This is a genomic window from Pseudoalteromonas luteoviolacea, assembly GCF_021654285.1.
Taxonomy (GTDB): domain Bacteria; phylum Pseudomonadota; class Gammaproteobacteria; order Enterobacterales; family Alteromonadaceae; genus Pseudoalteromonas; species Pseudoalteromonas luteoviolacea_J.
The window spans coordinates 1-21,358 of the sequence record NZ_JAKFZS010000049.1 but is presented as its reverse complement, the minus strand read 5'-3'; the positions used below and the strand labels follow the sequence as shown (position 1 = coordinate 21,358).

The window sequence follows — 21,358 nt, the reverse complement described above, 5'->3', positions numbered from 1 at the left end:
TCTAATTAATAATATTAAATCCTTTGCTAAATAAAATACTGGTCTACCCTTATTGCAAAAAATAGTCTATAAGTGTTGATTTTAAATTCAATTGACACTATCTACAGGTAATTCCATCGCTGGCAATGATCAAATATTTCAAGCAACAAATCATGCTTTAGACATAAATACGTACATTATAAAAGGGAGATTATATTCAACATTACTAATTGGCGTTCTAGATAAGGTATTCATTAACGGAGAAGGCCTTGTATTACCATTAGACGAAGCGGATAGGCTCTATAATTTGAAATTGTTCCTGTTGAGCCCATCAGTACAAGATTAAGTGTTGTGTTAGGTCCAAACTTACAGTCCGGCTCTGGTAATTATGACTTTATCAATTTTACGCAAGAACAACCAGAGATGGTGCGTATAGAAGAGGTCTGTGTAAAAGCAAGTAAAATGCACTGAAATACTTGTGATAATTTCAACATTTAAAGTTTTGAAAACGTTTCTCAACCAGTTCCCCTAATTGCTAGATGTTCTTAAAATTAAATGATTCAACTTTCAACAAAATCGACACTTTTTTATACTTTTATCGAGTTGAAAATTGAAAAAAAACAAAAGCAATTCACGTTTATAAACACATTAACCTGAATAGACCATCGCAATTATGTGGGTGTTTTAGAAACAGAATTGCAGTCGAAAACTTACATCAATCCTCATAAATTCAAACAGCTCAAATTCACACGAAAATTAATCAAAAATATCAATAAATATATCTTTTACTTTGTGCTTTTAGTTACTAAGCCTGAGAATACGAACAGTCAACATTTAACAAAAGATTTATTATTAAAACCATCAATAGCAGCTACAGAATATCTTTCAGTTAGTGAAATCAAGACGTAGAGGTTTACAAGGAGTGACTTTAACAGTCTTAGGGGCGATGATTGCCTACTTTAACAAAGAAAAAAGCTATCTATTTCTATTGATGAACTAATGGCTTAAACCACTATCGAGTTAAGTATACTTTAAGCTTTACACTAATCAGTTGAATCATGATTAAAATATGTTAACCTTTCAAGTGCAAAAATTAACCGCGGACTATAAATAAAGGACTATAATAAGAATGATAAATACCAACAGTTTGTTAGTCGAACCACTAAAGAGAATAGCCAATAGACCTATATATTCAATAAGTATTAGTGGTACTTTTGGGGTGGCAATGGCAGCCTTGCTTATAGTCTTTTCACTATTGTATGTTGCCCTTCTCAAGCCTCTTCCCTATTCAGATGCTGATTTAATTTATTCAATTGGCCAGGAAAGATATAACGAGCATGGTGAGCTGTTAGAAAAAGCATTTGCTTATCCAAACCTCATAAATCTCTATAAAAATGGTGTAGGCACAGAAAATTTTGCCATTAGTTATTTCGGCGAAGTGAACTTATCGTCTACCAAATATCAATCTGTAGTCCCAGTTCGTTACGTAACACCTGAGTGGTTTAGCATATTTGATGTTAACCTCCATATGGGAGTTGGCTTTTCAGAATCTGAAAGTTTAAACACCTTTAACCCTGTTGCCGTTATAAGCTATGAAACCTGGCAAAATGAATTTTCAAGCAACTCCGACATATTAGAAGAAAGCGTTACTATAAATGGTGTAACTTATTCCATCATTGGCGTTACTGCCAAAGATTATGTTGACCCACAGACAAGGTATGTGGGGGCACCTGCACAAGTATTATTACCTTGGGATTACAATAAAGTAAAAAGTTTAGAAAATAATGCCCAAGTATTCGATTCAGACTTTGAATACTTTTTGAAAGTAGCTAAAAATACTAACTTAGAGCAGCTACTAGCAAGTAATGACAACTTGGTTAGCAATAAATGGAATCAGGATGTTTCAGGAACGCAATTTAGTCAACACAACATAACTCTTAATATCACTCGCTTAAGTGACATTATAATCGGCAATTCAACTAGTTTATTATGGACACTCTTCGCCACTGTCACAGGGCTGGTGATCATCGCTATCATTAATATCATTAATATGTTCATTGCTAGAATGGCTGAATCACAACAACAACTTGCCATCAGAGTAGTATTGGGCGCGAAGAAAAAGCATATTCTTTTTGAGTTATTTCAGGAAGCTATGTTGCTCATGATGCTCGCATTTGGTATTTCGCTGTTGCTCTCTTATTTCGGCATTGTAGTCATTAAAGAGCAGTTTGCTTACTATTTGCCGCGCTTGTCAGAACTAGAATTAGACGGGTTTATAGTTCTTGTAGGAGCACTATTCGCTTTATTTATTGCCTTACTTTTCTCCAGCATCACTGCACAACTGATTAAATACAACCAACTTCGCACTATGTTGAGTTCAAGTGGTAAAGGCAATAGTATTCAAATTCCGTCAAAAGTAGGGAATGGTTTAATAGGCTTTCAGGCAAGCTTCGCATTTTGTGTTTTATTACTGACGTTTAATCTAACCTATAAAGCAATAGAAACCATTAACACCCCCTTGGGAATGACCTTTGAGAACCTAGCTACTTTGCAATTGCGCAGCCAAACCGGAAACTCCATTGCGAGTGAAAATGCTGCTGTAGTTATTAATGAGATTAAAAATAAATTGAGGGCTATCCCTGAGGTCCAGGAAGTAAGTCAATCATTCAGTATTCTCAGCAAAACCTATGGATTTTCAGTGCTGCCTATGAATTCTGAAACCAACATTTCTGCCGAGGGCGCTATAATTGACCACCTTTATTTCCCTTTCATTAATCAAGAATTGCTATCCGGTAGAAATTTCGACGAAAACGATGTTATGAGTCAGAGCCTTGTTGCCATAGTAAATCAGCAACTAGCAGAAACTTTGGGTGACCAAGTACTCGGGAGCAGAATTAGTCTTGGTGGCCCTGAAGCTTTTACCATTATAGGGGTTGTTAACGGTGTGAAAACTCCTACGCAAAAAGACGTTCCAAGGAGAATCTATTTACCTTCTTTACCTAACAACTCTGAGTTTATTATCTCTCTTAAACCAGGCACTACCTTGAACAAAGAAGATGTAGTTGCTGCGATAAAGCAGGTTAACGGTGATTATGTTATCTGGGGGTTCGAAGAAAAATTGCAAAACATAGCAAACATCTATTTGTTTAATCAAAATGCAATAGCTATCACAGCTTCCATTATTGCACTGTTAACACTGATGCTTTCTGCTACAGGTATATTGGGGACTGTCAAATACTGTATTGCTATGCGTGAAAACGAGATTGGCATCAGAATGGCTGTGGGTGCCAGAGATATTGAGATTAAACGTATGTTTATGATTAACGCTTTAAAACCAACTTTATTCGGTATTTTGCTAGTCGGGATCCTCTTTTTAGTCGGGGTTAAACAGTTACCAGTTGAATTTTTGGATATTGTTTCTCAAGACCTCAGCCCTTTAATTTTGCTTTATTCTGCAAGTCTGGTTTTGGTCGGCCTTATGCTTAGTACATCTACGTTGTCTACACTAAAACACTACATCCAGCGACCTGTCGTCGGCAATATTCGCTCGTTGGATTAATGTTTGTAGTAGTACATTGAATTTGGCCTCCTAATGTGAGGGATAAGATCACCATAACTTAATTAACCTCTGCTGCGAATGAGAAATAAATAAAAGAAGGAACTAAATGCCCTTGCAGTGTTCAGATTTTTTGACCAAAAAATAAATTCACACAGGAGCAAGGGCTTATAACTTATTTACGTAGATGTCGATGATTTTTTATAAAGTTTGCATCTACCTGAAAAGCACACTTGCTGAAAACAGATAAAAACAACGATTCAAACCATCTCAAGTAGATATTAGTGAGGTAATGAACATTGTAATAGGCTTTCATCAGTCAGTCTTTCGCGATTTTAAAGCCTTTTTCACCAAGTTTGCTTGCCAGTTTTGGCAAAATGCTTTTCCAGAGCACGTTAGTAACACCTGAATACTTAGGCTAATGCTAGCGGTATTTATGCCTTTATGTTGTTGCTTTACAAAGCGAAAAGAGAAACCAATGGGCATTGCGTATGTTGATTCAACGGCGCTTAAAATCTGCCAGAATTTCAAGGCACAAAATGTCTACTGATGCAACGCAAAGTGGCGCGGGCAAGAAAGGTTGGTTTTATGGGTTTAAGCTTTATTTTATCATCAATCATGAAGTAGAACCTTGTCGTGAGAGTAACAGCGTGTAATGTTGAAGACCGTGTATCAATCAATGATATGTGTGAACGAGCTTAATTGAGCAAGGCCTTTAACAATGGACAGTGTTCTAGTATTGAGGCGTTTAATAACAAAGCGTAAAAATACCTCTTATGCAACAGATTTTAATCAAGAAGCCGTCGCGCTGGTAACTGAACAAGGCTTCTCAGTTTCAGAGGCCGCAGCTTCTATAGGTATTGCAACCAAACTTATTTATAACTGAAAAGATAAACTGGAAAAACAACGAGCTTGCAATTCAATCGATGAAGATGAGCACGCAGAGCTAAAGTGCTTAAGAAAATAAGAAAAGAAAACAAAGATCTCAATATGGAGAATGAGCTTTTAAAAAGTCTAGCGCCTTGTTTTAGGGTGAAATGAAGTGAAGTATCCATTCATCAAAGATGAATAGACAAGCTTTTCGCGTTATTAAGTTATGCTCAACTATGAACGTGAATCACTCAAGTTATCACGCATGACTGGCGCATATGGCAAAGCATATAACGGCCGCAAAGCTGTGCCTTTATCGCATGATCAAAGCACTGTTTAAACGTACAGAGAAAGTTTAGGCTACCGTGAGTTATGTATGAACTTACGCAAAATAACACGCTATAAAACCAGAGAGTTAATGGCGAAGCTAAATTTAATTGTTTCACAAGGTGTGGCTTATGAGGTTTCAAACATAAGCGCTCAGCATAATTTAAACATTTTATACGATATGAGGGAATAATAGTGTCGTTAAGTAATATAAAAAAAATATGGATTGGTGGAGAATTAAAAGCAAGTAATGATGCTCTCGTTCACTGTGCTACTAATACTCTGCATTATGGGTTAGGGGTTTTTGAAGGTATACGTTCATATTCGCATAACTCCAGTAGTTACATATTTAGGTTAGATGATCATATCGCACGCTTATTTGATAGTGCTTTAATTATGAATATGAACATTCCCTATACCCAAGATGAAGTAAAACAAGCGATCAAAGACACGCTTTTAGCTAATAACCTGCGTGAAGCTTACATCAAGCCAATGGTTTATTTAGGTAGTGAAACCTTAAGCCTGGATACTCGTGAGAGCAGTGTCAATCTAATGGTACTTGCATGGGATGCATACAACTATGCAGATGGTGGTAATAAAGGTATAGCAATGAACATATCATCTTTTACCCGCCACCATGTCAACGTCAGCATGACAAAGGCTAAAGCCAACGGCAATTATTTAAACTCGCAACTAGCACTGCGAGAAGCAAAAAACTGCAATGTCGATGATGTATTTTTATTAGATACTGAAGGCTATGTTTGCGAAGCTACAGGTGCTAACGTATTTATGATAAAAAATGGTGTCTTGTATACTCCTCCACTATCGAATTGTTTAAATGGCATAACTCGGCAAACCATCATTACGTTGGCACAAGATAAAGGGGTCAAAGTAGTCAGCAAACGTTTAACACGCGATGAGCTATACATAGCTGATGAAGTTTTTATAACTGGTACCGCTGCAGAGGTATTACCAGTTTATCAAATTGACAGTCGCTATATTAATAATGGCAATATCGGTGAGCTCTCTCAGTTCTTCATGCAGGAATACCAATTACTAGTAAGAGGTAGAGTACCTCAATATATTGATTGGAATTCAAAAGTAAATATTACATAGGAATTGATTATGAACGGCAGAGCGATTGTAGAGAAAATGTTTTCGATAATTGATGAAAGGGAATTTGATCGTTTAAATGAAGTTTTTCACTTTGAAGTTATATACCAAAGGCCAGGTTATCAAGAAATTGAAGGCTTAAGTGATTTGATCCACTTTTATAAAAATGTACGCATTATTACATGTGGTCTCCATACCATTAAAGAAGTAATTAGTGATGGTGCAACAATAGTATGTAAAGGCTACTTTCAGGGAAAGAGTGGAAAAGGCGAAATGCTTGAAACCCGGTTTTCAGATTATTATCAGTTAAAAGATGGCAAAATCAGCCGTCGTGAAACATATTTTTTTCAACCACACATTTAATTCGAAAGCGTGCAGCGGAGAACACCTAGAGATTAGCACTAGAAGGCAGCAAACTATAGATATTACATTGTGGCTGGACCTATTCGTTTAATCAATACTTCACATAATCGGATAACGTGCGCCCGTTTACTCTGGCTGTTGCGAGCACGCTGCAGAGCACTGCGCTACTCTCATTACCACATGTGGTGAAACTAAACGTATCCATCCGGTGATTACAACCTAGGCTTTATTGTGCCACGGTAATAAATTGCCTATATCTGGTGTGGGGTGGCACAACTCATCCAAGCTCGCAGTGATATAGTCACCGGCCACTAACCCATTGGCTAAACAGTTATTTCTTGCGGCCAAGCACGTCGGTAGAATGGCCCGCAGTGCAAGATTATTATCAATACTGAGTCTACCATCGTTAAAGAACGTGATGAGCTTCGGCCGCTGATTTGCTATGTAATTTTCGGCATCAATAAGTTTGCTGTTACCAATGAAGTTTGGTTGATGATTTTCCTTTGCAGCTTTTTCACCTTATAAATTTACGACGTGCGTGCGCTCAGTATCTCAAAAAGATGACCTGTACTTATACACCAAATGCCTACATGTAAAGCCCCCCTGAAATCTATCAAGCTACTCTTTTACATAGATTGCTGTTCGACTATTGTGCAAGTTAATGCTCGATATTCGGTACGCGGTTATCCGGTTTAGGGGAGTATACACCTGAGCAGTACACCCTCATGTAACTGTTTACTTTATTCGATTTCACGACATTGAGCGTAGTTTGAATGAGCGTTAAGGAGTGATCGCTTTAATAACTTACCTGATTTAATCCCTCTGAAGACTCGGTTTAATAGCGTATTGCTTAAAGAACCTCCCTTGCCAATGAAAAGGTAAGCCATATTGGTGTTTACAGGTGATGATTCAGAACAGGTGCTTTTGTGATGTTTGCATGGTTAGTTTCATTTTACCCTCAAATCGCAATGTTTGGGTTGCATGATATTGAAAATCAGCAATTTAGGATAGCAAAACCACTTAATTATTGAATTAATCTCGAAGAAAACTAAGTATTAGGTATAACTGAATTAAAACAGATTGCGATAGCCTAAGTGTTTAATAAATAACACCTCAATAGAGCAACGAGTTTTTCCTCAGATTGACTCGCGAATTCATTAAATATAATCGCAGGAGCCTAAAGATTTTCTCAACCTGGCGTTGAACATAGCCATAAACCCACTAATGACTCACTGGAAGCACTGTAATTCTGCTTAAACCCGCAATCGGCTAAGGGCTCCATTTTTGCTCCAACTCAAACTCTAAGAATAAAATTGTGAGAGATGGCATTGAATACTTGGCAGCTAGACGTTTTTGCTTACACGGTTTTTGATGTGTAACCTCTATCAAGTAGAGACTACGAATACTATTACGCCTAACTGCACGAATTTATACTGCTTTGGCCCACTTTTAGCTTTTATTCTACCTAGCGATGGCAAAAACAATCGCTTAAGTGAGCTTCAATCTGATGTATTTTCCTTCGAACAGCCGCTAGCCGCTTCTGGTATCAACTCTTGTTTTTGGCGATTACAGAGTATTATGAATTGGCAATTAAACTCAGCCCATCGTTTAAGCATGAGTGGTTCTAATGTCCATTTAAGTAGTATATATAGCCTGATAAAATATCTTTTATATTCTCATACATTGCGGATATTCGCCTATGTTAATATTTATGCAAACGCGCCGACTACATTTCTAACACCTGAGTCAGGCGTCCAATTTGCCGCAGAATGTGCCCAGCTTATATTATTAAAAATTATTAGCTGTCCCGGTTGTAATTTGTGGATAACTGTATGGTCAAATAGCTCATCAAAATTTACTCCGAAGTTCCGTAGCCTTCTTTGCGCAGCGTTATCCATTGGAAAGCTGTTATTACTGCATACTTTTAATAGACTTTGCCTTTTACAATATTCTTGGAAGCGAATAGCGCAATCATGATCAAGGCTGGATATAGAATCCCAGTATGCGTACTGATAACTGTCTAAAATAATAGAGTGGGTTTTTTCTGGCTTACTAAGCACCTCGTACATAGTAACATTTTCGTGAATTTTCTGTGAGGTTAGGATTTCTTCATCCTGTAATAATCGATCAGAATCAACATCTAGTTGATACGAAGTACGAATCTTATGCTTGTCGGCATCAGTCAGTGTACCAATGACTTTGCATTTGCGCTTCTTTTCTTTTAAGTGATTCCAATCTGTCGCGTTTGCATTTACGTGCCATAATATGGTTTCACCACCATCGGTGGAGTTTTCAATACAATAAAAGGCCGCTAGCTGCATTTTAGAAAAGCTGCTTCCTTCAGAGTGGGGCGGGATAAACTGGTAAGGTCGGCGCCTATTTACCGTCATATAAAAGTCATTTCTTGTTTGTCTGTGACCTTGTATCGAGGCAAAGCCTGCCTGAAGTTCCAATGATTCGTCTAGCCCCAACAGCTCACACACACTAAAAATTAAATCATCAGCAATATCTTGCTCAACACCCGAAATTAATGCCACATCATCGTTGGTAAGAGCTGAAATGACAGATTGAGCTTCAAACGAGTCTTCTGAATAGTGAATTTGTTGTAGTCGAGTCATAATGATAAATTCCTTGTGTCTATGAACAACTTGATTGGGTCCGCTTTAATTTAAATGCTGCTAAGGAAACCTGTTACTTCGTTTTAAATGGTGTTTGGGGTATTGCTGATAAAAACAGTCACAACATTACGTTCCATTAAAGTTTTATTTTTTCAAGTCTATATAAAGCATCTACCTGCTTGATATTTGAACGTTAAAAATTAACGATTAACCTAAATTCTTAGGTTGGATCTTAAGAAAATTTGCAGTTGAACTCTGTTAATGATCATATAGTTACGCTAATAAAAACAGTGTTCACTTGCAGATTAACCAAGTTTCAAAGCAATTAAAAGCCCTTATCTTAGAAAAGCAGCTCATTGAGCTTGCAAAAATCTCTGCGTTTCAGATTCGACAGCGTTTCTTATCGCTCGCTTCTTTGCTCAGAGTCGCTTTCAAAGCTTCTCTTGTTTATAAGACGCTAACTAGTCAGGTATTCATAAAAACTTATTGTAAAAGGCTGGTTGCGTCATAATCTATAAGTCGTTCCATAATCGAATCCTAAAGCCTGCATTAAAAGAGTTATTCCGTGAGTCCGTTATTCGAGCGGTGTCTGAATTAACCGTAAACACACTCAGAAAATCTTTTTATATAACGAGTGTTAATAAAAGATGGTGGCCACTTATTGGCCAAAAAACATCAACACAACCACCACATGAGTTTATTTTGAAGGAGTAAAGATTAAGGGAAAGAACGCAATATTTGAATCTTGCACGATAAATTTACTAGTCAACCGCTTTAATTAACAAAACGCTGAAAGAAAAATAGACCAGATTATAAACTTAACTGTCTACCTGATGACAAGCGCCATGTTTTACTTGTTACAAATGTAGTTGAGACACAGTTTAGCTTTGATAGATTAATGACTATATCTGCATTTCGCCGACAAATTGTTGGTATGACTTAGCATACTGAAAATATTAATAAAGCAGTTTTTCTGCCATAGTGGGGGACAGCACTTCAGTGTGTGCTCTCAACATTTAGAGCGAGTAAGTGCAGATATCTTTAGTTAGATGATATTTAAATTGTACCGAAGACACACAGCGTAACCGCTTGATACGCCGTGTACTTCAGCTAATTGCTTAATATTGCAAGCGGCATTCCTTTGAAAAAGATAACAATATTAGCCGCTTTGAAATAGGGAGCCATGCACTCTGCATTCCTTAATAAATAGGCAAATAAACTAGGTTAGTTTTATTCCACTATTTTCCCATTATATGTATAGGTCGCTTTGCTTGAAGATGAGGCAACGCCCCCTTAACATGACAATTAAAGAGTAGGGGACGTACTTATTGCACTAAGAAAATCCATTATTTTTTCTTCTGGTTTTCCACCAGTTATTTGCGTGTTCTTCCAGCTCCCCGCTGGATACAATATGCTTAATATCACTCACCAATTCCGATACAAAACTTGGAAGCTCTTTCTGCTCTCCAGAATATTCAACTTCAATATTGGTATTTTCCGACCTTCTGTTTAACAGTTCAGACATAAATATTGACCCTAAACTTGGTAGGTCAACCTGACTATATAACCCAAGGTGTAAAGTAAGTTGGATAGGATTAGCCTGAACATCGGCTACATGCCACCAGTCAGGCATATATAAGAAGGTCCCAGGGGTAACAGTGAACGCAAGCGCATCTTCTTTGAATTTGGCCAATGCTTCGTCAGAGGCAATAATTAAATTATCTTTGATTTGAAAATCCACATTTTCTTGCAACTCTTTACTGAAATACTCGGGAGGCCACAATAAGTATCGTTTTTCGCCCACAGCACCAAAAATAAAATTGTCGTTCCCGAAGTCACGATGGATGCCAAAAGGAGTGTTCTTATAGCTTCCACCGAATAGTTCTATGTCTGTGAAGGATGGTGCAACACCGACCCGCTCAGTCAGCGAAGACAAAAAGTCCTTAAGCTTTTCTTTAACCTCGGGCAATAGTTTGCCACCGTCATTTAAGATCATAGTGAATGTATCAGAATCTAGCTTAGAAGTAGCAATATCAACTAGCTCGGCGAAAGAACGTATATCTGCGGTACCTACAAATGAAATTAGACCATCTTCTTCACCAGGCCCGATATTTCTTCCATCGGCGAAAAGTCGAATGCGAGGTGAGGCCTCTAATTCACCATTTACTAGATGGTGTACGGCTTGTAAAAAGTCGAACTCATTCATCGGTGGTTCGTCGGGTAGATCAAAAAGAGCTGGTTTTTTTTGCCAGTTTAATTCTACAAATTTATCCCAATCAATAATCTCTTTCATTTAAATTTCCTTGTATAAATAATAAGCCCACTATTAAACGAGTTAAGGTAAAGTGATAGCCAAGCCATAGCTGCAACTACGGCATTCTTTTAAAGGTGTTCGAATAAGCGATGGTTCCTCAAACGAGAGAACGGTAACAAGAACGAACGCTGTAAAAGACTCCAAGCAAAACACTCGAATGGTCTATTGGATCTCAAACCCACATTACGCAAATTAGGGTTAGTAAATTGTGAAAAGCACAATCAATCTAAGTGTTCATGTCGGTGTTGATACCGGTAAATTTCAATTAGATATTTATTTTCGACCAATGGATATCTACTTTACGCTATCGAATGATGACAAGGGATAAAAGAAGCCGCTACCACCATTATACAGTGCAACATTGAGCACATTGTTATTGAGGCAACTGACTGTTTAAAAATACCCTTTATAATTGCCTGTGCTAAAACTAAATTTCCGTTTGTAATCGCGAACCCTGTTCACATTAAACGTTTCGCTGGTGGCGTCAGGCAAAAAGCTAAAACCGATAAGCTTGATGCTCAGCTTAATTGGGCACTATTATGATGTGATAAAGCCCAAACTATCCCAGTTAAAGTCAACCATAATGAGTAATATCCCCACTTTTAATGGAATATACTAAGTAGAGTTCGTTGTTAATTTTCGTAAATTCTGGTCGGAAATTATGCCGCCAATCCCCATATTAGGTCGTTTATTATTGTATGTCCATAGCCAATTATGGGCAGGTTCTTGTAGTTCATTTAAATTATCGAATAACTCATGGCATAGTCAAGCGTAACATACAGTACGGTTAATACGCTGTATATAAACATTTTGTGGTGGATTGCTAAGATGAATAAACCTAAGCTCAATCTGGTGCTTTTCAGCCCAATCAGCTATTTTTAACTGATGTATTCTAGGCCATTATTACAACGTATCGCTTTTGGCTTAACGTGACATTCGATAATTTGATTTAATGACCGAACAACTCTCGCGGCTGGCAGTAAAAGTCATACCTATGTTATCGCTTCACGGTTATAATCGTCATTTCTTCAAACAAGCTGTATTATCTTCGACCAGATAATTGGTCGTGTATAAAGTCCGTTGGTTAGGCATTAAATAATAATTTTAAGCTCTGTTAATGGCACGGAGTTTTCATGATTTAAGCTATGACTTGGCTTGATGCGTAAGTTAAGTTCAAGCTCTTTGCCCATTTGCGCTTCCATAACTTACCAAGTACATTTCGACAGTGAAAAAAAGCAAAGCTGAAAGCACCAGTTTTCTATTTCCGTAGTAAGCCATAGCTCGAGGTTTACTCCGATTTCCTTCTCGTTAGTGTCTGTAACTTTGCCGCAGATACTTGTAACAGTGGGTCATCGTTCAATTTGTATTTAACCATAAATGTGTACATATTATCTGAATTCTAAAGGACATTCGAACATCTAGGTAGTGAGGGAGGATTAATGATGTTAGTGATAATATAAATCGCTAAATAACAAAAAAAATATTCATATTGGTTTACACAATAAGCTTAGCACTGTCACACTAGAACATATCCACCAAGCCTGATTTTATGCTATTCATATAAAAGCGTTATTTCTCTAGCTGAACTTGAGGAGGCGCATTATTCTATGCTAAAAACTGTCTAGTGAAAGCTGACCAGTCTTGAATTAGAATAAACATTTTCTTCATCAGAAAAAGTCAGTTTACCCCCGAGCGGCATTGTTTTGTCGAATTATGTTGGTATGTAAATCTGGTTATTACGACGGGATGGAACGTCTAGTAATAGTCATCAGCGATGAATATGCTGGAGTTTTACCTGAGTATCCTGGCACTTATTTAGAATAGTTGAGATACATTTGGTAACCGAGTAATGGTGAAGTTACAATAAAAAATATGAATTATAAGGAAAGTGAATGGAAGCAATAAAAAACGCTGTAATTACAATCAATATTGGCAATAAATTTCATAAAATGGCCGAGATGACTATACCGTTAATGAAAGAGTACGCGGATAGAATTGGTGCAAGCTTTATTGAAATTAATGAGGCGAGTAATCTTTCATATGGTACAGAATATAGCGCTTACTGGGCAAAGTTTGAACTATACAAATATCTAGAAAAATATGAAAGGATAATTTATCTAGACTTGGATGTTATAGTTAGACCTCATTGCCCGAGCCTTTTTGAGATAGTGCCAGAAAGTAAATTCGCTGCTTTATATGAAACAGACTACCAAAGAATGAACAGTAGCTTGGAAGAGGAAATAGAAGAGTTTAAGAGTGAAAATAGCTATGTTGACTGGAATGGTGATTATTTTAATGTTGGAGTAATGGTCGCATCAAAACAGCATAAAAATGCTTTTTTAATGGAGTTGAACCAAAAAGGAGGAAATAGATACCCTGAGCAAACACTGATAAATTATAATGTTATCAAACAAGGGTATGAAACATATCATTTACCCTATACGTTTAATCACATGTACTTTTTATTTATAGAAAATCACAAACGTAATGAAAGTTCGATTATTCACTATGCTGCCATTCCCCAAGAAGTTAGAGAAAAGTTGATTGCTTACGATCTCAAGTGTTTCAATGAAGGTTTACCACTAGTAACTGAAACTGGACTAAATGATTTTATTTCTCAAAACTTTGACGGAAAGTCTATTGTTGATTTTGCCTATGCTTTGCAAAAGGACAGCGAAATTGGTCTAGAAACTCAAGCTAATTAAATGGTAATTGATTCAGCTCACGACATTCTGAGGTAAGGTCGAGATCACGAACTTTACCTTTCATCCACCTCCCTTGACATGAGACATTTTGAATTGGAAGTTTCTGTAATATAAACATCGGACACAACGATGAAAAAATCACGTTTTACAGAGTCTCAGATCATAGCAGTGATCAAACATACAGATGTCTAGCTCCCACATAAACTGAAACAGTTCGTAAGTAGAGTTTCTACCAATATAAAAAGAAATTTTTACGATGCGAAAATGTAAGTTCTTCGAAACACAAATAGTCTGCATGCTCAAAGAAGTTGCATCGCCTCAAGAAATTCAATTTTATAACGGCGAAAGGTTACTACGGTATAAATAGAATTTGAGGAGGTTAACGTATGAAAAGCTAAATTAATTGACTGGCGCCAACCACATCTGTTAATTTTTAGACCAATCTACCATTTGAAGCAATAATGAACACCTTAATGTTATTGTACAAGTGCAGAGTTGAATTATAAAAATAATATACGGGAGGTATACATTGTCTAATTACGCTGTTGTAACAGTCAATATCGGAAATACTTATGCAAAAATGGCTTCTTTAACGCTGCCATATATAAAGTCATACGCCAACAAAATTGGCGCTGACTTTATTGAAATTACCGAGCCAATGAGTAGTGATATTAATAATGAATACAGTGCTTATTGGGCTAAATTTCAAATACGCGATTTACTCGATAGATATGAACGACTGATTTTACTAGATCTAGATGTTTTTGTGACGCCAGGTTGTGAAAACCTGTTTGAAGTTGTACCCGCGGAAAAGTTTGGGGCTTTGTATGAAAGCGATTATGGCTGTGATCTGAGTCAGGAGATTAAGCAACAGAATACAAGAATGCCTGCAATAAATTGGTCAGATAATGCGTATTTTAATGCAGGGGTAATGGTCATATCCGCTTGTCACAAAGATGCTTTTACGCTATTTCCGGGAGATGACGGTGGACTCGACTACCCAGAGCAAAGTCTTATGAATTATAAGATTAAAAAACACAATATCCCTACTTTTCATTTGGACTATCGTTTCAACCATATGGCTTATTTAGATGTAAGCGCCGATGATAGGGCGTCTAGTGGAATTATTCACTACGCTGCAATACCACACCAATTACGAGAACTATTTATTGCTGAAGACATCTATAGGTATGAAAATAACATAACTATGATTCCAGGCGATTTATTAATGCAGTTCTATACAGAGTTTTCTCACCTAGAATATCATTTTCAGTCTGATGAAATGTTAGGGATAAAATAGCGAGTACTCGTTGTGACTTGGCATGATAAACTTAAGTAATGTACTTAGCCATGCACTAAAAATACCTAATAACATTGATGCCGGTCACTTTTTAAAATCATGATTTAAACGCTCCTTATTGCTCAGCTTCAATCCTAGCTTTCCAATTCTGAATGTAACTCACCCGTGATACCTAAAAATGTATCGGCCTTATTAGATAACTAGATAAGACGGCTTCTTGCTAAAGGTACGCTGTATAATTTCTGTTTAACAATTCTATTATCACACCTCAAAAATCATATTTCTTTATTTTTAAAATTACCATTCTGTTAGATAAAACCAATTTTAAGTTGAATAGCTCAGGCGTATCCTATTTTTAAATATCTAATGTATAGTGGGGTAAAATAGGAGTTAAGGTAAAGTTAATGCGTAACAATTTAAATTGGTTGACTGGTGTCGTTCAAACCTGTTAGATTTTATACAGTTCTGCCATTATTGACAATCGGTATCATGTTATTTCGCAGGAAAACGAAATACAAAATTAGTTAATTGTGATTGGCTGGCAGTCGAATTTTCGCAGCGGAAATTTATAAAAATTGGCTTAAATAATTAGAACAGACTTAGATATTCTTTGATTTATAAAGAAAATATAAATCTGTCCTAGATAAAAAGGAAAGCTAATAGAAGAAAAGGAAATTTAGCTATGCTAGTTATGAAGTCAGTATTACTGAGAAATCCAATGCTATATCGCTTTGTCGGTTTCGTTCTACTCCCCCTATCTATAATAGCCTTTTACATTTTCTTTGCTTATTTTTTAGCACCACTGTCGAATAATGGCGTAGGGGAAGATGATAAAGCCTTAATCTTGAAAACTGGCGCTGTAATAATTAAAGATGAAGCAGGGATTACTCATATAAGTGCAAAAACGGATGCGGATGTCTTTTTTGCAACAGGTTATGCTCATGCCCAAGATCGCATGTGGCAGCTTGAAATGCAAAAACGATTTGCAAATGGTAGTTTAGCTCAGGTACTTGGGCCATCTCTTTTAAACAACGATACTTGGGCTCGAGTGTTCGGCTTTTATCGATTGGCGGAAAACACTTTTAGTCAGCTTTCCCCACAAGCGCAAACGGCTTTGACACAGTACGCAGCTGGCGTTAATGCATGGATAAGTGAAAAGCACCCTTTACCTGTAGAATATATTGCCACAGGTTCAACTCCGACTCAGTGGAGTGCGTTAGATTCATTAGCTTGGATGAATGTATTTGCCTTTAATTTGTCGGGTAATCTCGAAGCAGAGATACAATTTCTGTTAGCGAGCGCTTCACTTAGCCCAGATCAACTAACAACGTTTTTCAATGCTAAAGCTGTTAACCCCTCTATCAGTGAGCCTCTTACGGAGGTTTTTGACGCGAATTCAGTGGAAAGTTTACATGCCTTGAATACTCTAAGTGGAGCTGCAATGAATGGAAAGCCCGGGAGTAATGCTTGGGTTATTTCGGGTAAACACAGCTTGTCATCTTTGCCTGTTTTATCTAATGACCCACATTTAAGAATCCAGGTCCCTTCTGTTTGGTACGCAATTAAGCAATCAGGGAATACGTTGAATAGTCAGGGAATGTCTCTGGTTGGTCTTCCTATTGTAGTGTTTGGTTCAAATGGCAGTATTGCTTGGGGGGGGACGAATATGATGGCTGATACTCAGGATTTATTTCTATCTACTCCGAACCTTCACAAAAGCTTAAATGAAGGCTTTTTAAATATGGATATTAAGACTCGGGTTGAGGAGGTTTCAATTGCATCTGAGTTTCCAGAGAGTCTCAACCCTCAATATAAAAATGTAAAGTTAGCTATTAGATTGGTCGATGGGCGCCCCATCATTAATCAAACCCGAGCTGAATCTTTGAGCAGTCTTGCAGTATTAGACTGGCCACCGTATGAATTGCCAAATACTACTTTTGAGGCATTCCTTAATATCAATTATGCAAGTGATTTTAGTGAATTCGATCAGGCAGCAAGCGGAATTGTTGCTCCAGTACTCAATCTGGTTTATGCAGATTCTTCCGATAACATTGCAATGATTGGAGCAGGCAGAATACCAATAAGATCTAAGGAAAAGGGAATGCTTCCGCAAGTTCGCAAAGCACCTCTATTTGGCAAGCGAAAATATATTCCTCATCAACAGCTTCCGAGAGTTGTTAATCCAGAATCAGGGATCATCGTTAACGCAAATAATCAGAACCATAATACTGACTACCCATTTTACATTAGCGATTTCTTTGCTGGACCTGCAAGAGCAAACAGGATAGAGGAGTTATTGAGGCGTAAAGATAAATTTTCCGTTGAGCAGAACAATGAAATATATTATGACGAAAAGGATTTGTCGGTAGTGCACTTACTGCCAATTCTAATTGAAACAGGACAAAACAATGGTGATATATATCTTACCGCTTTGAAACAATGGGATGGCACTGCAAGTAAGCAAAGCTTCCATGCCTCTATCTATTATAATCTCCTGCGTCACCTTAAAGAAGCTTTGTTTGACGATGAAATAAAACAAATTTATTACCAAAGTGCTCATCATAACTCTATGCTTCGCCTCAAAGATCGAGTCACCAATGAACAATTAGCTGAGCTATTGAGTAGTAATTCACAGTGGTGTGACAACACTAATACCTCGAGTGTGGAAAGTTGTTCGGACATAATTGAAAAAGCTTCCAATGAATCTGTTAAAGAACTTAAAAAATGGTTTGGGACAGACAAAATCGAGAAGTGGCTGTGGGGTGAGATTCAAAGCGAAGTTTATGAACATATTCTTTTCTCCGAAGTAAAAATCATGAACATGCTTTCTAATATTTCCAACCCCGTAGGTGGCAGTGTTAATACAGTTAACGTTTCAAGCGGTTATTTTGACAGTGATATGGGCTACGTCAAAGATTTTGGCGCTGGATTTAGGCAAACCATTGTATTTTCTCCGGACGCGGCGGCACATTACTTCACCATTTCTTCAGGACAATCTGGCCACTTGCTAAGCCCAAATTATAGCGACCTACATTCTGAATTTGATATGGGTAGATTCCGCCAATTCAAGCAACTTGACAAAATTAAAAAAAACTCAGAGTAGTCAAAGCACATGAATTATCTTTCTTTAATTATTAACTCTTACCCTAATAGAGTCTTTTTTGCTGTTTTGTCCGGGGCTGTATCAGGATTACTTTTTTCTTTACTAATTCCGTCACTACTTGGCGCAATTTCTGTATCTGAGTACCAGAACCTAGAAACAATTAACAAGCAAGTTGAATATTTGGGTGTGGAGATCCTAAAACCAGGTCAAGCATTGTTGTTTACCATTTTATGTTCACTGATCTTGTTGCTGCGCTGCTATTCTCAAATCAGCTTAGCTAGTGTATCCCTAAAGGTAGGGAAAAATACTAGATTAAAATTCTATAATAACATTTCACAATCCTCGATATTTAACTTAGAGTCTGTAGGCTTACACCGACTGTATAATGCCATCACTGTAGACATTACTCATGTAGTGACAGGAGCCTCTGCATTTCCTTTATTTTTGGTCAACCTAGCAACCACTGTATCACTACTTGGCTTTTTGGCATTTTCCAATTTTGATATTTTTAAAATTATTATTATTTTAATTCTGTCCGTATTAGTGCTTTATCAAATTCCCATATATTTAGCCAGCAAAAATGTACAAAAAGCAAGGAACCTCAGAGACCAGTTGCAACACTCAGTTAATGGATTAATTCTGGGTGCCAAAGAGCTAAAATTAAATTCTGATAAAAGAGAATACTTTCATCGGAATCACCTGCAGGAACTTGAAAAGAGCCATTTAGAGGCGAGTAAAAAATCACAAGAAATGTTGATTTCTGCTCAGTCATTCGGGGATCTTACCAGCTTTTTAATTATTGGATTTATTTGTTTTGTTTTCGTGAATTATCACGCAATTAGTAGTTCCCAATTAGTGGGGGTTGTCTTGGTTTTACTATATATAACCAGCCCTATATCAATGATAATGAATGACATCTCAACTTTCATTCAAGCGAATATTGCTCATAAAAAAATTCAATCTGTATTGGATGAATTGGTTATAGAAGCAGGGACAATTGGTTGTGAAACAAAAATAAAATTGTGGTCGCAGATGAAGCTGCAAGGGGTTGTATTTAGCTACGGTGAAACTGACGAACGTCATTTTTCCGTGGGGCCCATTGATTTGCAGCTAAGCAGAGGAAAAGTAACCTTTATTACTGGTGGAAATGGTTCAGGAAAGTCAACTTTAAGTAAATTACTCACACTGCATTATCACCCATCGCGCGGCAGTATTATTTTCGATGATGTCCGCATCACAGATGAAAATATTAACATTTATAGGCAGAGCATCAGTGCGATTTATACCGATTTTTATCTTTTTGACGAGCTGTTAATAGAAGATCTCAGCAGTAAAGAACAAGAAATCAATCATTATCTGAAGCTACTGAAAATCGATGATAAGGTTTCAATTGTAAATGGGCGATTTTCTACGATCAAACTCAGTGATGGCCAGAGAAAAAGACTTGCCTTATTAGTTTCATTTCTCGAAGACCGTGATGTGTATTTGTTTGATGAATGGGCTGCAGATCAAGATCCTGACTTTAGGGAATTCTTCTATAAAGAACTCATATTCAAGCTGAAGAGCCGCAATAAATTGGTGCTTGTGGTAAGTCACGACAATCATTATTTCGATTTAGCTGATGAAATTATTACCATGGATTCAGGTAAAGTTGTTGAACACAAAAAATTAAAAGGACAGTAAAATGATGGACTTGTTTTCGTTATCTTTGGCACAAGAAGATATTTATTTTGACCAGTTACACAATCAAGCAAGCCCATTATACAACATTGGTGGCTACATTGTTCTAGGCAAGATTGACGTTCAGCATATCACCCAATCTCACGCTAGACTTGTTTCTGAAGAAGATGCATTTGGACTTCGAATTATCACATCTGATGAGGGCCCTAAACAGTATATTCAGAAGCATCGAACTAAAGAGCTTCCCATAGTTGATTTTAGTGCTGAGACCGATCCTAAAGAAGCTGCAATAACATGGATCGATTGTGAATTTCAAAAAGTCATTGAATTTGAAAACTGTGAGCTTTTCAAAACTTTTTTGTTGAAGTTGTCTGACGAGATATATTGGTACTTTGTTGTATCTCACCATCTGATGGTAGATGGGTGGGGCTTTTCTAACTGGGCTAAAAAGCTTGCTTCCATTTACAATACGGGCACTTTCAGGGAATGCGAAAAGGGTTGGAAGAATATTGTTCTAAAGGAAAAAGCCTATTTAGAAAGCGACAAGTACAAAATAGATGAGCAGTACTGGAAAGCAAAATGTGGTGATATGCAAAACCACTTCCTAACTCCTGAACATCACGAATTTAAACAAATTGATAAAACTATAAGTAGCCAGAGGTATTCTCTAAAAATCTCCCGTGAAGAGTTTGGCAAAATAGAGGCATATGCCAAAGATAACAACTGTGATATTCCGAGGTTCCTTTGGGCAGCACTTGCAATCTATTTTGCTAAATGTTTTAGCATCAATTCCGTGACGTTTGGGGTCCCTGTTCACAACAGAAGGGATTTAAACCAAAAGAATTCTATTGGAATATTCACGTCTATAAGTCCTTTGAATATTGAATTAATGGCTGATGAAACTTTCGGCGACATGCTGAAACGATTATCCATTCAACAAAGAAAAACGCTACGTCACCAACGATTTCCTATTGGTCGAATTGCGCAGAAGTTTAATTTGCGCGACGGTAAAGAATCACTATATGACGTAGTGTTTAATTACCTAAAGCTTGACTATAAAGACCTAAGTTTTGGTGATCACGATGCTGAGGTAATATATGCCCATCATAACCACGAGAAGAATCCACTCACTATTTCGGTATGGGATGGAGATGGCGAGTGCATCGAGCTTAAATTTGATTACCATTTAGATTATTTCCTAGAAAAAGATATTGAGATACACGCTCTTCGCATACGAGAAATGTTTCAGCTTCTTGCAGCTAATCATGAACACACAATTTCTTCCCTGTCTTTATGTTTAGAGAGCGAGAAAGATCAGTTACTTAAGACTTGGAATAATACCTCAGAAGCGTTTTTAGATTCTATTTGTATTCACGAACTGTTTGAGCACAGTGTTGAAAAGTACTCGGATAATGTGGCTCTAGAATTTG

The 21,358-nt window shown here is 37.1% G+C and carries 12 protein-coding genes and 2 pseudogenes; 11 read left to right on the top strand and 3 right to left on the bottom strand.

Features of this window, described 5'->3' with window-relative positions:
- Positions 1 to 1,108: 1,108 nt before the first annotated feature.
- The 5 genes from L1077_RS25840 to L1077_RS25820 all read left to right on the top strand — a co-directional run bounded on the left by L1077_RS25840 (position 1,109) and on the right by L1077_RS25820 (position 6,208).
- The gene (locus tag L1077_RS25840; protein ID WP_237139651.1) at positions 1,109 to 3,538 is read left to right on the top strand and encodes an ABC transporter permease; all 2,430 of its coding nucleotides are present in this window, start codon (positions 1,109 to 1,111) and stop codon (positions 3,536 to 3,538) included.
- A 488-nt stretch (positions 3,539 to 4,026) separates the two neighbouring features.
- Complete coding sequence (locus L1077_RS25835) at positions 4,027 to 4,191, top strand: transposase (RefSeq protein WP_275424253.1); 165 nt, start codon at positions 4,027 to 4,029, stop codon at positions 4,189 to 4,191.
- 65 nt (positions 4,192 to 4,256) lie between these two features.
- Positions 4,257 to 4,421 carry a hypothetical protein gene (locus L1077_RS25830; protein WP_237139649.1) on the top strand — a complete coding sequence of 55 codons (165 nt, stop codon included), beginning with the start codon at positions 4,257 to 4,259 and terminating at the stop codon, positions 4,419 to 4,421.
- Between the two features lie 506 nt (positions 4,422 to 4,927).
- Positions 4,928 to 5,848 (top strand): branched-chain amino acid transaminase, encoded by a 921-nt coding sequence (locus tag L1077_RS25825; RefSeq protein WP_237139648.1) that lies wholly within the window; start codon positions 4,928 to 4,930, stop codon positions 5,846 to 5,848.
- Positions 5,849 to 5,857: 9 nt separating this feature from the next.
- Positions 5,858 to 6,208 carry a nuclear transport factor 2 family protein gene (locus tag L1077_RS25820; RefSeq protein WP_237139647.1) on the top strand — a complete coding sequence of 117 codons (351 nt, stop codon included), beginning with the start codon at positions 5,858 to 5,860 and terminating at the stop codon, positions 6,206 to 6,208.
- Positions 6,209 to 6,427: 219 nt separating this feature from the next.
- Here L1077_RS25820 and L1077_RS27715 read toward each other — a convergent pair.
- The 3 genes and pseudogenes from L1077_RS27715 to L1077_RS25810 all read right to left on the bottom strand — a co-directional run.
- Positions 6,428 to 6,697 (bottom strand): annotated as a pseudogene (locus L1077_RS27715) (IS66 family transposase); the annotation flags it as partial.
- Between the two features lie 1,220 nt (positions 6,698 to 7,917).
- Complete coding sequence (locus L1077_RS25815; RefSeq protein ID WP_237139646.1) at positions 7,918 to 8,826, bottom strand: TauD/TfdA family dioxygenase; 909 nt, start codon at positions 8,824 to 8,826, stop codon at positions 7,918 to 7,920.
- 1,333 nt (positions 8,827 to 10,159) lie between these two features.
- Positions 10,160 to 11,119 carry a hypothetical protein gene (locus L1077_RS25810; protein WP_237139645.1) on the bottom strand — a complete coding sequence of 320 codons (960 nt, stop codon included), beginning with the start codon at positions 11,117 to 11,119 and terminating at the stop codon, positions 10,160 to 10,162.
- 229 nt (positions 11,120 to 11,348) lie between these two features.
- Between L1077_RS25810 and L1077_RS25805 the strand changes: the two are divergent.
- The 6 genes and pseudogenes from L1077_RS25805 to L1077_RS25780 form a co-directional block, all read left to right on the top strand.
- Positions 11,349 to 11,726: pseudogene (locus tag L1077_RS25805) on the top strand (IS110 family transposase); the annotation flags it as partial.
- A gap of 1,306 nt (positions 11,727 to 13,032) precedes the next feature.
- Positions 13,033 to 13,845: a glycosyltransferase gene (locus L1077_RS25800; RefSeq protein ID WP_237139644.1), complete on the top strand. Its 813-nt coding sequence runs from the start codon at positions 13,033 to 13,035 to the stop codon at positions 13,843 to 13,845.
- A gap of 529 nt (positions 13,846 to 14,374) precedes the next feature.
- Positions 14,375 to 15,145, top strand: coding sequence for a glycosyltransferase (locus L1077_RS25795; protein ID WP_237139643.1), 771 nt, complete (start codon positions 14,375 to 14,377; stop codon positions 15,143 to 15,145).
- A 682-nt stretch (positions 15,146 to 15,827) separates the two neighbouring features.
- Positions 15,828 to 18,248 carry a penicillin acylase family protein gene (locus tag L1077_RS25790; RefSeq protein ID WP_237139642.1) on the top strand — a complete coding sequence of 807 codons (2,421 nt, stop codon included), beginning with the start codon at positions 15,828 to 15,830 and terminating at the stop codon, positions 18,246 to 18,248.
- A 9-nt stretch (positions 18,249 to 18,257) separates the two neighbouring features.
- A complete protein-coding gene (locus tag L1077_RS25785) occupies positions 18,258 to 19,931 on the top strand; it encodes a cyclic peptide export ABC transporter (RefSeq protein ID WP_237139641.1) in 1,674 nt (557 codons plus the stop codon).
- Position 19,932: 1 nt separating this feature from the next.
- Positions 19,933 to 21,358 (top strand): condensation domain-containing protein (locus tag L1077_RS25780; RefSeq protein WP_237139640.1); only part of this gene is annotated, 1,426 nt, incomplete at its 3' end.